This is a genomic window from Nonomuraea sp. NPDC049625 (assembly GCF_040675285.1).
Classification (GTDB): domain Bacteria; phylum Actinomycetota; class Actinomycetes; order Streptosporangiales; family Streptosporangiaceae; genus Nonomuraea; species Nonomuraea angiospora_A.
In genome coordinates this window covers 257,750-269,521 of the sequence record NZ_JBFAOQ010000011.1, presented here as the reverse complement: position 1 = coordinate 269,521, position 11,772 = coordinate 257,750, and the positions used below count along the sequence as shown (strand labels likewise).

At 72.4% G+C, this 11,772-nt stretch carries 11 protein-coding genes; 4 read left to right on the top strand and 7 right to left on the bottom strand.

Going from position 1 to position 11,772, the window contains the following annotated elements; translation table 11 throughout:
• Positions 1 to 12 precede the first annotated feature (12 nt).
• Genes AB0J87_RS40010 through AB0J87_RS39995 form a run of 4 tightly spaced genes read left to right on the top strand, consistent with a single transcriptional unit; the run spans position 13 to position 4,045 of the window.
• The gene (locus tag AB0J87_RS40010) at positions 13 to 501 is read left to right on the top strand and encodes a 2Fe-2S iron-sulfur cluster-binding protein (RefSeq protein WP_350727750.1); all 489 of its coding nucleotides are present in this window, start codon (positions 13 to 15) and stop codon (positions 499 to 501) included.
• On the top strand, positions 498 to 1,466 hold the full coding sequence (locus AB0J87_RS40005; RefSeq protein ID WP_363974629.1) for a xanthine dehydrogenase family protein subunit M: 969 nt from the start codon (positions 498 to 500) through the stop codon (positions 1,464 to 1,466). Before AB0J87_RS40010 ends, AB0J87_RS40005 begins: the two co-directional genes overlap by 4 nt.
• Positions 1,463 to 3,493 (top strand): xanthine dehydrogenase family protein molybdopterin-binding subunit, encoded by a 2,031-nt coding sequence (locus tag AB0J87_RS40000; RefSeq protein WP_363974626.1) that lies wholly within the window; start codon positions 1,463 to 1,465, stop codon positions 3,491 to 3,493. Before AB0J87_RS40005 ends, AB0J87_RS40000 begins: the two co-directional genes overlap by 4 nt.
• 51 nt (positions 3,494 to 3,544) lie before the next feature.
• On the top strand, positions 3,545 to 4,045 hold the full coding sequence (locus AB0J87_RS39995) for a DUF6328 family protein (RefSeq protein WP_350727753.1): 501 nt from the start codon (positions 3,545 to 3,547) through the stop codon (positions 4,043 to 4,045).
• Here AB0J87_RS39995 and AB0J87_RS39990 read toward each other — a convergent pair.
• The 7 genes from AB0J87_RS39990 to AB0J87_RS39960 all read right to left on the bottom strand — a co-directional run bounded on the left by AB0J87_RS39990 (position 3,994) and on the right by AB0J87_RS39960 (position 11,696).
• The gene (locus tag AB0J87_RS39990) at positions 3,994 to 4,311 is read right to left on the bottom strand and encodes a monovalent cation/H(+) antiporter subunit G (RefSeq protein ID WP_350727754.1); all 318 of its coding nucleotides are present in this window, start codon (positions 4,309 to 4,311) and stop codon (positions 3,994 to 3,996) included. The two genes, AB0J87_RS39995 and AB0J87_RS39990, sit on opposite strands and share 52 nt — an antisense overlap.
• Positions 4,308 to 4,568, bottom strand: coding sequence for a monovalent cation/H+ antiporter complex subunit F (locus tag AB0J87_RS39985; protein WP_185074016.1), 261 nt, complete (start codon positions 4,566 to 4,568; stop codon positions 4,308 to 4,310). The genes AB0J87_RS39990 and AB0J87_RS39985 overlap by 4 nt, the downstream gene beginning before the upstream one ends.
• On the bottom strand, positions 4,565 to 5,068 hold the full coding sequence (locus tag AB0J87_RS39980) for a Na+/H+ antiporter subunit E (protein ID WP_363974622.1): 504 nt from the start codon (positions 5,066 to 5,068) through the stop codon (positions 4,565 to 4,567). The genes AB0J87_RS39985 and AB0J87_RS39980 overlap by 4 nt, the downstream gene beginning before the upstream one ends.
• Positions 5,065 to 6,615 carry a Na+/H+ antiporter subunit D gene (locus AB0J87_RS39975; protein WP_363974619.1) on the bottom strand — a complete coding sequence of 517 codons (1,551 nt, stop codon included), beginning with the start codon at positions 6,613 to 6,615 and terminating at the stop codon, positions 5,065 to 5,067. Before AB0J87_RS39975 ends, AB0J87_RS39980 begins: the two co-directional genes overlap by 4 nt.
• A gap of 4 nt (positions 6,616 to 6,619) precedes the next feature.
• Positions 6,620 to 7,429 (bottom strand): Na(+)/H(+) antiporter subunit C, encoded by an 810-nt coding sequence (locus AB0J87_RS39970; RefSeq protein ID WP_363974616.1) that lies wholly within the window; start codon positions 7,427 to 7,429, stop codon positions 6,620 to 6,622.
• On the bottom strand, positions 7,426 to 10,152 hold the full coding sequence (locus tag AB0J87_RS39965; protein ID WP_363974613.1) for a Na+/H+ antiporter subunit A: 2,727 nt from the start codon (positions 10,150 to 10,152) through the stop codon (positions 7,426 to 7,428). The genes AB0J87_RS39970 and AB0J87_RS39965 overlap by 4 nt, the downstream gene beginning before the upstream one ends.
• A 137-nt stretch (positions 10,153 to 10,289) precedes the next feature.
• The gene (locus AB0J87_RS39960; protein ID WP_363974610.1) at positions 10,290 to 11,696 is read right to left on the bottom strand and encodes an alpha/beta hydrolase; all 1,407 of its coding nucleotides are present in this window, start codon (positions 11,694 to 11,696) and stop codon (positions 10,290 to 10,292) included.
• Between the last annotated feature and the right edge of the window lie 76 nt (positions 11,697 to 11,772).

Sequence of the window (11,772 nt, the reverse complement as noted above, 5' to 3'; positions counted from 1 at the left end):
TAGTCGTGCGCCATGGACATCACCCTGAAGGTGAACGGATCGTCACATTCTGTGCACGTAGACCCTCGGATGTCGCTGCTCGACCTGCTCCGGGAACGGCTGGGGCTGATCGGCGCCAAGAAGGGCTGCGACCACGGCCAGTGCGGGGCCTGCACGGTGCTGATCGACGGGCGGCGGGCCAACTCCTGCCTGGCGCTGGCGGTGGCGATGGACGGCTCGGAGATCGTCACCGTCGAGGGGCTGATGGAGGGTGACGAGCTGCATCCGCTGCAGGCCGCGTTCATCGAGCACGACGCCTTCCAGTGCGGCTACTGCACGCCGGGGCAGCTCTGCTCGGCGGTGGGGATGCTGGGCGAGCAGGGCCCGAGCGCGATCACCGGCGATCTCCGCGAGGACCCCGGCCTGACGCCGGAGGAGATCAGGGAGCGCATGAGCGGCAACCTGTGCCGCTGCGGCGCCTACGTCAACATCGTCAGCGCCATCGCCGAGGTCGCGCCGTGAAACTCTTCGAATACACCAGGGCGGGCAGCGCGGCGGACGCGGTGCGCAGGTTCGGGCCGGGCGCCATGTACCTGGGCGGTGGCACCAACCTGGTGGACCTCATGCGGCTGGGCGTGGCCGAGCCGGACCGCCTGGTGGACGTCGGCAAGCTGCCGCTCGACGCCATCGAGCAGACCGGCGACCGGCTCCGGGTCGGCGCCGCCGTGCGCAACAGCGATCTGGCGCTCCACCCTCTGGTGCGCTCCCGCTACCCGATGCTGGCCCGGGCGGTGCTGTCCGGCGCCTCCGGCCAGGTGCGCAACATGGCCACGGTGGCCGGCAACCTGCTGCAGCGCACCCGCTGCCCGTACTTCCAGGATGTGACCCGGCCGTGCAACAAGCGCCAGCCCGGCTCCGGTTGCCCGGCCATCGAGGGCGACCACACGAACCTGGCGATCCTCGGCACCTCGCACGCCTGCGTGGCCACCCATCCGTCGGACATGGCGGTCGCGCTGGCCGCGCTGGAGGCCGAGGTGCACGTCACCGGCCAGGGCGGTGACAAGGTCGTCCCGATGCCGGGGCTGCACCGGCTGCCGGGCGATGCGCCCGAGCGGGACACCGTGCTGGAGCCGGGTGACCTGATCACCGCCGTGGAGCTGCCCGCGCCGCCGCCGGGCGCCTCGCTCTACCGCAAGGTACGCGAGCGGGCGTCGTTCGCCTTCGCCCTCGTGTCCATCGCCGCCGTGCTCGACGTCCGCGACGGCACCGTCACCGGCTGCCGCATCGCGCTCGGCGGCGTGGCCCACGCGCCGTGGCGGGCCGAACGCGCCGAGCAGGTCCTCGTCGGCGGCCCGGCGACCGGTGAGGCGTTCCGCACCGCCGCCGAGGCCGAGCTGGAACAGGCCCGTCCGCTCCCGCGCAACGACTTCAAGGTGCCGCTGACCCGCAATCTGATCGTCCGCACGCTTGAGGAGCTGACGCCGTGAACCGCGTCGAGGGCCGCGTCAAAGTCGCCGGGCTGGCCACGTACGCCGCCGAATACCCGGTCGAGGGCGTCACCTACGCCTATCCCGTGCAGTCGCGGATCGCCAAGGGCCGCATCCGGCGCATCGACGTCCGCGACGCGCTCGCCATGCCCGGCGTGCTGGCCGTGCTGTCCAGCGAGGACCCGCCCCGGCTGGGCCCGGCCGCCGAGGGCGAGCTGGCGCTGTTCCAGAGCCGGGAGGTCGCCTACCGCGGCCAGTTCGTGGCCGCCGCCGTGGCCGACACCTACGAGAACGCCCGCGCCGCCGCCGACGCGATCGTCGTCGAGTACGAGCAGGACATCCACGACGTGGCCCTGCGCGCCGACCACCCCAACCTGTACCAGCCGGAGACCGTCAACCCCGGCTTCCCGTCCGACACCGTGAAGGGCGACGTCGAAGCCGGGCTCAACGCGGCCGAGACCGTCATCGACGTGACCTACACGACCCCCGTCCTGCACAACAACCCGATGGAGCCGCACGCCGCCCTGGCGCTGTGGGACGGCGAGGGCAGGCTGCTGGTGTACGACACCACGCAGGGCGCGTCCGCGAGCCGCGACCTCCTCGCCCGGACCCTCGGCGTGTCCAGTGAGCAGGTGCGGGTGGTGTCCCGGCACGTCGGTGGCGGCTTCGGCTCGAAAGGCACCTCCAGGCCCCAGGCCGTGCTGGCCGCCCTGGCCGCCAGGGCCGTCGGCCGGCCCGTCAAGATCGTGCTGACCAGGCAGCAGATGTTCGACGTCACCGGCTACCGCACGCCCACGATCCAGCGGCTGCGGCTCGGCGCGGACGCCGACGGCCGGCTCACGGCGCTGGAGCACGTGGCCTACGAGCAGAGCTCGACGCTGGTGGAGTTCGCCGAGCAGACCACGACCCCGGCCCGCGTCATGTACGCCACGCCCGCGCTGCGCACGGCGCACCGGCTGGTCCGGCTGGACGTCGCCACCCCGTCGTGGATGCGCGCCCCCGGCGAGTGCCCCGGCATGTACGCGCTGGAGTCCGCCATGGACGAGCTGGCCTGCGCCGCCGGCATCGACCCGATCGAGCTGCGCGTCCGCAACGAGCCGGAGACGGAGCCGGACAGCGGCCTGCCGTTCAGCTCCCGCAACCTGGTCGCCTGCCTGCGCGAGGGCGCCCGCCGCTTCGGCTGGGACCGGCGCGACCCCGAGCCGGAACGCCACCGGGAGGGCGAGTGGCTGGTCGGCACCGGCGTGGCCGCCTCCACCTATCCGGCCAGGCGCAGCCCGTCGAAGGCCGTCGTCACCATGCGGGAGGGCGACTTCCTCGTCCAGGTGGCCGCCGCCGACATCGGCACGGGCGCGCGTACCGCGCTGACCGGGATCGCGGCCGGCGCGCTGGGCGTCGCGCCCGACCGGGTGCACGTCGAGCTGGGCGACAGCGACCTGCCGGACGCCCCGCTCGCGGGCGGCTCCATGGGCACGGCCTCGTGGGGCTCGGCGGTCGTGCGCGCCTGCGAGCACCTCAAGGTGAACGGCACGGTGGGCCGCGCCGACACCACCGAGGAGGTCGCGCGGGACGCGGAGCTGGCCAGGCACGCGTTCGGCGCCCAGTTCGCCGAGGTGCGGGTCAACGCCGTGACGGGCGAGGTACGGGTGTCGCGCCTGCTCGGCGTCTTCGCCGCCGGGCACATCCTGGACGCGGAGCTGGCCAGGTCGCAGTTCATCGGGGGCATGACGATGGGCATGGGGATGGCGTTGATGGAGGAGACGTACACCGACGAGGAGTTCGGCGGTTTCCTCCGGCGCGACCTGGCCCAGTACCACGTGCCCGCCTGCGCCGACGTGGAGCGGATCGAGGCGGTCTGGCTGGACGAGGAGGACGACGACCTCAACCCCATGGGCAGCAAGGGCATCGGCGAGATCGGCATCGTCGGCACGGCCGCCGCCGTCGGCAACGCCGTGCACCACGCCATCGGCCACCGCGTGCGCGATCTGCCCATCACCCCGGCCAAGATCCTGCGGGCGAGGTTTTAGCGCGCCCCGCCGAGGAAGGAGAAGTCTCTCGTTCGGGAGTCGGGAGGCGGCGTGAAGAACGAGTCGGATCAGGAGCGCGCGGACCGGAACTTCGTGGAGCTCTTACAGGGCGCGCGCGTGGCGGTGACCGGAGTGCAGGTGCTGTTCGCGTTCCTGCTCACCGTGCCCTTCTCGGCCGGTTTCGGCAAGCTGGACCAGCCCGACCGGTGGCTGTTCTACCTGGCGCTGGTCAGCGCGGCGGTCGCGTCCATCTGCTACATCGCGCCGACCGCCCAGCACCGCGTGCTGTTCCGGCAGGGGCGCAAGGAGACCCTGGTACGGCGCTCCAACCTCTACGGCATCGTCGGCGCGCTCGCGCTGGCCGTGTCCATGGCGACGGCCACCATGCTCGTGATCGACTACCTGTTCGGCCCCGCGCTGGGCTGGACCACCGGAGGGATCCTGGCCGCGCTGGCCCTGTGGACCTGGTTCGGCCAGGCGGCGCTCAACCGCTCGGACGATCAGTCCTCCGATGGGAGCTCGGTGTCGTCGTCCGCGCGCTCGCGCGAGTAGGCGCCTCGCCCCACCATGTACGCCGCGACCGACACGGTGATCACCTGGGAGATGCCCGCCAGCAGCAGCGGCCCGGCGTTCGCCCAGGTGGGCCGGTGCAGCCACATGGCCAGCAGCACCAGCAGCACGCCGAGCACCTGCGGTTTGGTGCCCGCGTGCATGCGGTCCAGCGTGGTGCGGAACCGGACGAGCCCGGCCCCGGCCGACAGCGCCAGCGTCGCGCCCAGCAGCAGGCAGGCCGCCGCCGCAATGTCGAGCCAGCTCATCGGGACCTCCCCGAGAAGAAGCGGGCCAGCGACACGGACCCGACGAACCCCAGCAACGACAGCACCAGCAGGATCGGCAGGTCCGAATAGTCGTCCCTGACCACGGCGAACGCCCCGACGCCGCACATGCACAGCGACGTCATCACGTCGACCGCGACCGCCCGGTCCAGCATCGTGGGACCGCGCGCCACCCGGTAGAGCGTGGCCGCCGCCGCGCATCCGAGCAGCCCCAGCGTCACGAGGTACACCACGGTCACGGCAGCTCCTCCCGGTCCCGCCGGGTGCCGAACGCCGCCACGATGCGCGACTCCAGCCCGGCCACGTCCGCCCGCACCGCCTCGGCGATGTCTCCCGGACGCCCCAGCACGTGCAGGTCCAGCTCGCGCTCCTCGGGGTAGGCCTCCACGACGAGGCTGCCGGGCACGGTCGACAGCGCCACCATGATCATCACGGTCATGGACTCCGACGACGTGCGCAGCCGTACCCGGACGATCTGGGTGGGCGGCACGCCGGGCCGCACCACCCAGACCACCACCCGCACGGTCGAGACCACCAGGTCCCGGCCGAACCAGAGCAGGAAGTCCACCAGCGCCACCGGATGGACCCTGATGCCCGGGTCGAGAACGGGCAGCGGCAGCAGCCACGTCACCACCAGCGCGACCGCCAGCCCGCCCAGCACGTTGCCGGCCGAAAGCTCGCCCCACAACGTCACCCACACCACCGCCAGCCAGGCGATCAGCGCCAGCCGCGGCTTCACGGCCGCCCTCCGAGCACGGCCGTGACGTACGGCTCGCGGGCCATCAGCTCGGCGGCGGCCCGGTGCGTGAACGCCGACAGCGGCCCGGCCAGCACCGTGAACGACAGCCCCATCGCGACCAGCGCCGCCACCGCCGCCGTCAGCGTCCCCGGGACGGCCGTCGTCGTGACGGTCGGGTCCTCGCCGGTGTACTCCTCGCTCTCCACGACCGTGCCCGCCCGCACGGCCCGCGGGCCCCGCCAGAACGCCTTGCTCCACGTCTGGGCCACGGCGTACAGGGTGAGCAGGCTCGTCACCAGGCCCCCGGCCACGAGGGCGACGGGCAGCGGGCGGCCGTCGGCCAGGCCCGCCTGCACCAGCATCAGCTTGCCGAGGAAGCCGGACATGGGCGGGATGCCCGACAGGTTCATGGCGGGCACGAAGAACAGCACGGCCAGCAGCGGCGCGGTCGTCATCAGGCCGCCGAGCCCGTTCACCGAGGTGGTGCCGGTGCGCCGCTCCACCAGCCCGGTCACCAGGAACAGGGTCGTCTGCACGGTGATGTGGTGCACCACGTAGAAGATCGCTCCGGCCAGCCCGGCCGCCGTGGACAGGCCGACGCCGAACACCATGTAGCCGATGTGGCTGACCAGCGTGAACGAGAGCATGCGCTTGAGGTCGGTCTGCGCGACCGCGCCCAGCACGCCCGTCAGCATCGTGGCCAGCGCCACCCACATGAGCAGCGTCGACACCGGCCCGCCCGGGAACAGCAGCGCCTCCAGACGGATGATCGAGTAGACGCCGACCTTGGTCAGCAGGCCGGCGAACACAGCCGTGGCCGGGGCGGGCGCGGTGGGATAGGAGTCCGGCAGCCAGGCCGACATGGGGAAGATCGCCGCCTTGATGCCGAACGCCAGCAGCAGCGTCAGCTCCACCAGCAGCGCCACCTGCACGGGCAACGTGGCGAACCGCTCGGCGAGCTGCGCCATCGACAGCGTCCCGGTGGCCGCGTACGTGACTCCCAGCGCGATCAGGAACAACATCGACGAGGCCAGGGCCATCAGCGTGTACGTGGCGCCCGCCCGGATCCTGGACTCGGTGCCGCCGAAGGTGAGCAGCACGTAGGAGCCGCTCAGCAGCAGCTCGAACGCCACGTACAGGTTGAACAGGTCACCCGACAGGAACGCGTCCGCCACCCCGGCCACCATGACCAGGAACGCCGGATGGAAGATCGCCATGGGGGCGTCGTGCTCCTGCGCGGCGTAGGCGTTGGCGACCGAGTACACCATGACGCAGAACGTCACCGCCGACGACACCAGCAGCACCAGCGTGGACAGGCGGTCGGCCACCAGGCAGATGCCGACGGGCGCCGGCCAGCCGCCCAGCTCGGTGACCAGCGGGCCGCGGGTGTCGGCGGCGACCAACAGCAGCGCCGAGACGACGACCGAGATGGCGAGCGTGACCAGGCTGATGAGCGACTGCAGCCGGCGCAGCCGCCCGCCGATCGCCAGCTTCACGCCGGCGGCCAGGAGCGGCAGCAGCACGGGCACGCAGATCAGCCTCTCCACGGGGTCAGTCCTCGCCTTCCAGCTCGGGATCCTGCGCGAGGGCCTGGCGCTCCCGCTCCTCCCTGATGGCCGCCCGCATCTGCCTGCGCGCCTCCCGCTGCCGTGCCTTGAGCTTTCTCCGCATCGCCCGCTCCCTGGCCGCCTGCTCCTCCCGCCCCCGCGTGTGCTGCTCGCGCAGCTGCTCGATGCGCTCGGCGTTGTCCAGGGCGGCCGCGTCCTCGCGCCGCCCCGCCTCCTCGAAGCGCAGGTGCACCTCCTCCTCGGTCAGCCCCTCCTGCCGCCGCTCGTGCATCCACCGTTCGAGCTCGTCGTGCACCCTGGAGATGCGCTGCTCCAGGTCGGCCTCCTGCAGCCGCTCGCGCTCGGCCTGCTCGGCCGCGAGCTTGGCCAGCTCGGCGCGCTGCTCGGCGACCAGCCGCCGGTAGGCGTCCCGCCGGGCGCGCACGGCGTCGCTCAGCTCGCCGCGCCGGGCGCGCAGCCGTACGCGGCGGTCCTCGGTGTCGTCCTGGACCTCGTCGCTCCCGGACAGCTGCCACGACCGGTGCGCCAGGGCCAGCAGGAACGCCGTCACCCCCAGGGTGATCACGATCGCGGTGAGCACCATGGCCTGCGGCAGCGGGTCGGCCCGCCCGCGGACGTCCACGAAGGGCGGGCCGCCCGGGTCGCCGCCCGCGGTGACGATCAGCAGGTTGACGCCGTTGCCCAGGAGGACGACGCCGGCCAGCACCCGTACCAGGCTCCGCTCCAGCAGGAGCGTGACCCCGGTGGCGACCATCGCGAAGCAGGCCAGGAAGGGCAGCAGGGTGACGGTCACATGCTCTCCTGCCGGTCCAGCTCGGCACCGAGGGAGCGCAGGATGTCCTGGACCATGCCGACGACGGACACGTACACGCCGAGGTCGAACAGCAGCCCCGTGGACACGTGCAGGTGCCCGGCCAGGGGCACGCTCACGTCCACGGTCAGCAGGTCGAGCGCCGCCCGCCCGAACACCAGCCCGATCAGCGCCGTGCCCGCCGACAGCGTGAGCCCGGCGCCCATGAGCACCCCGGCGTGCACCGGGAGAGCGGCGGCCAGCTCGTTCCGCCCGCCCGCCAGGTAGCGCACGGTGATCGCCAGCCCGGCCACGATGCCGCCGGCGAACCCGCCGCCGACCTCGCTGTGCCCGATGAACAGCAGGAACACCGAGAGCACCAGGACCGTGTGGAACGTCAGCCGGGCCACCACCTCGAACGCCAGCGCCCGCTGCCCGCGCGGCAGCGTGGCCGACAGCCAGCGGGTCCGCTCGGCGGGCGGCCCCGCGACCGGCTCGATGTGGTACGACCTGCGCCGCAGGAACACCAGGCTCGTCACGCCCAGGGTCAGCACGACGAGCACCGTGCTCTCGCCCATGGTGTCCCAGGCGCGCAGGTCGACGATGAGGGCGCTGACGATGTTCCTGGCGCCGGCCTGCCCGGCGGCCGCCTCCAGGTGCGCGCCGACCGGCTCGGCGGTCCGCGCGCCCATCGCCAGCATGCCCGCGCCCGTGACCACCACCCCCACGGCCAGCCCGAGCGCCATCCTGAACGGGAACGGCAGCCGCCCCCTGACCGGGCCGAGCGGCAGCCGCCGCAGCACCAGCGCGAACATGACCAGGCTCACCGTCTCGGCCAGGAACTGGGTGAGCGCCAGGTCGGGCGAGCCGTGCGCCAGGAACAGCAGCGCCGTGCCGTACCCGGTGAGGCCGACGACCAGGGCCAGCAGGATGAACGCGCGGGCGAAGAGCGCCAGCACGGCCGCCGCCACCGTCAGGACGGCGACGACGGGCTGCTCGGGGCGCTGCCAGAGGACGACGGGCACGCCGAGGTGGGGCGGGCCGCCGGAGGCGAGGGAGAACACGCCGACGCCGACCGCGGCCAGCAGGGTGAGCGTCAGGTAGTCGGGTACGGACCCGCGCTGGATGAAGCCGGTGAGCTGGATGGCGAAGCGGTCGAGCCGCTGCACGAGCGCCCAGAAGACCTGCCCGGAATCGACCACGTGCAGCGCCGCCCCCGCCCTGGCCACGGGCTCCCTGGCCAGGAACAGCGCCACCCCGGCCGCCACCGACACCGCCGACAGCAGGAGCGGCAGGGTGAAGCCGCCCCACGCCGCCAGATGGACGTCATGCCCCTTAACGCGAAATGTCACGATATATCCAGAAAAGGCGGAGGCGAACCACCCGGCGAACGGCGTCAGGACCAGCCCGAGCAGCGACAGCACCGCGGCAGGTCCCGTCATGGCCGCGGGCATGCGATGCGTCTGCCGCGCCGCCACCCCCGGCTTGTCGCAGAACGCGCCCCACAGGAACCGCAGCGTGTACGCCGCCGTCAACGCCGACCCGGCCACCACGCCCGCCAGCACGACCGGAGCGCCCATGAGCGCCTCCAGCGCGGCCTCCTTGCCCGCGAACCCCGCCAGCGGCGGCAGCCCCGCCATCGACGCCCCCGCCAGCACCGCGACCCCGCACACCCACGGCATCGACCGGCCGACCCCGCTCAGCTCGCGCAGGTCGCGGGTGCCCGCCGCGTGATCGACGATGCCCACCACCAGGAACAGCGCGGCCTTGAACAGCGCGTGCGCCAGCAGCATGCCCGCGCCGGCCAGCGCCGCGCCGCCGTCGCCCGAGCCGAACAGCACCGTGAGGAAGCCGAGCTGGCCGACCGTGCCGTAGGCGAGCAGCCGCTTGAGATCCGTCTCGCGCAGCGCCCGCCACCCGCCCAGCACCATCGTGACCAGGCCGAGCGGCACCGCCACCGCCCGCCAGACCGCTAGGTCCCCGAGCGCGGGGCCGAGCCTGGCCAGCAGGTACACGCCGGCCTTCACCATGGCGGCCGCGTGCAGGTAGGCCGAGACGGGGGTGGGGGCGGCCATGGCGGCCGGCAGCCACATGCTGAACGGGAAGATCGCCGACTTCGACAGCGCGCCGGCCAGGATGAGCACGACGGCGACGGGGCCCGCGTGGGGCGGGTGCGCGACGATGTCCGAGACGCGGTACGTGCCCGCGGCCTGCCCGAGCAGGACGAACCCCGCCAGCATGGCCAGGCCGCCGGACGTGGTGACCATCAGCGCCTTCATGGCGGCCTGCCTGCTCAGCCTGCTCTCGGGGTCGTACCCGATGAGCAGGTAGGAGAAGACGGTGGTCAGCTCCCAGAAGACGTACAGCAGGAGCAGGTCGTCGGCCGCCACCAGCCCCAGCATCGACCCGGCGAAGCCCGTCATGAAGCAGCCGTAGCGCCCGAGCCCCTTGTCGTCCCGGCTGAAGTAGCGGGAGCTGTAGATCATGACCAGTGCGCCCACGCCGGTGACCAGCGACATCATCAGCACGGCCAATGCGTCGGCGCGGAAGGACAGCTCCAGCCCCAGCACGGGCGCCCAGGCCGCGCTCTCCTGAGGGGGCAGCCACAGCAGCACGGCGAGGAAGGCGATGCCCGGGGGAAGGGCGAGCACGGCCAGGGACGTGCGCCTGACCAGCCAGGGAGCGCACACCGCCGCCACCGCGTGCAGGACCAGCAGCGACTCCATGGGCTCCTCGGGAGGGACTTTTCCGGCTACGTCCGCCAATCTCTCCCGGCACGGCACGCGCGCTCCGCAGGCGCGACCGTGGTTGACCCGAACGACACCAGTCCCACACCGTGGTGTGGGACTGGGAAAACCGCGACTCACACCTTGGCGGAGCAGGCTCCGGGCCGCGGCGGGACGACCGTGATCAGGTAGCGGTCGATCTGCTTCTCCACACAGCTCGAACCGCCGCTGTACGCGGTGTGCCCGTCGGCGTCGTTGGTCAGCAGCACGCCCTTCGACAGCTGGGACGCCAGCGCCTTCGCCAGGCCGTACGGCGTGGCCGGGTCGCGGGTCGTGCCCACCACCACGATCGACGGCGAGCCCTGGGCCCGCACCTTCTTGGCGAACCTGGTGCCCTTGACCGGCCAGTACGGGCAGCGCGACTCGGGGTGGTCGAGGCAGTTGATCGCCATGAGCGCCTCGTACCGGTTGTCGTAGCTGCCGTCGGCCCGCCGGCCGTTGTAGTCGTCGGCGAGCAGCAGCAGCTTCGTGCCGTCGCCCTTGAACGCGTCCGCCAGCGCGACCCGCAGCGTCGGCCAGTAGGCCACCGCGTAGAGGGCGTTCATGACGCCGGTCCGCGCGACGGCCTCGCTGACCTGCCGGCCGTCGTAGGTGTTGCGCAGCGGCGCCTGGTCGGCCCGCTTGTACAGCGCGTCCAGCCGCTTCCAGGCCGCGCTGACGGAGTGCTTCTTGAACGGGCAGTCCTTGGCCCTGAAGCAGTCGCGCATGAACGACTCGGTCGCCACCTGGAAGCCCTTGGCCTGCGACCGGGCGAACTCGATGCCGGTCTGGTTCGGGTTCTCGGCCCCGTCGAGCACCATGGCGCGGATCCTCGTGGGGAACAGGTCGGCGTACCTGGCGCCGAGGTAGGTGCCGTACGACCAGCCGAGGTACGTCAGCCGCCGCTCGCCCAGCGCGGCCCGCATCACGTCCATGTCCCTGGCGGCCTCGCCGGTGCCGACGTGTGCGAGGAGCTGCTTGCCCGCGTTCTTCGCGCAGGCGCCGGCGAACGCCTTGGCCCACTGCTTGGCCTGCTTGACCTCGGTGCGGTTGTCGGGCGTCGGGTCGGTGGCGAAGAGCGCGTCGAGGCCCAGCGTGCCGAGGCAGCGCACGGGAGCCGAGGCGCCCACGCCGCGCGGGTCGAAGCTGACCACGTCGAACCGCTGCCTGAGAGAAGGGGACACCATGGTTTTGGCGGCCTTCAACGAATCGACGCCGGAGATGCCCGGGCCGCCGAAGTTGAGCACGATCGACCCGATCTTCTTTCCGGTGGCGCGCAACCGGACCAGGCTGATCTTGATCTGCCTGCCGCCGGGCTTCGAATAGTCGAGCGGGACCCGCAATTTCCCGCATTCATATCCGTTGCCACAGGAGGACCAGGCCACCCGCTGACCGTAATAAGCGTCGAGCCCGCCGGGCCCGGTCGCCCGCGCCGGCCCGGCGAGACCGGCGGCGGCGATCAAGCCTGCGATGGCGGGCGAAATGATGGTGATTAGACGTCGCATGAATAGAACGTGAATGTGAAAGCTTGCGGCGGCCTTTAAGGGCGCTGGAATAGATCGTCTGCAAGCGCGAATTCGG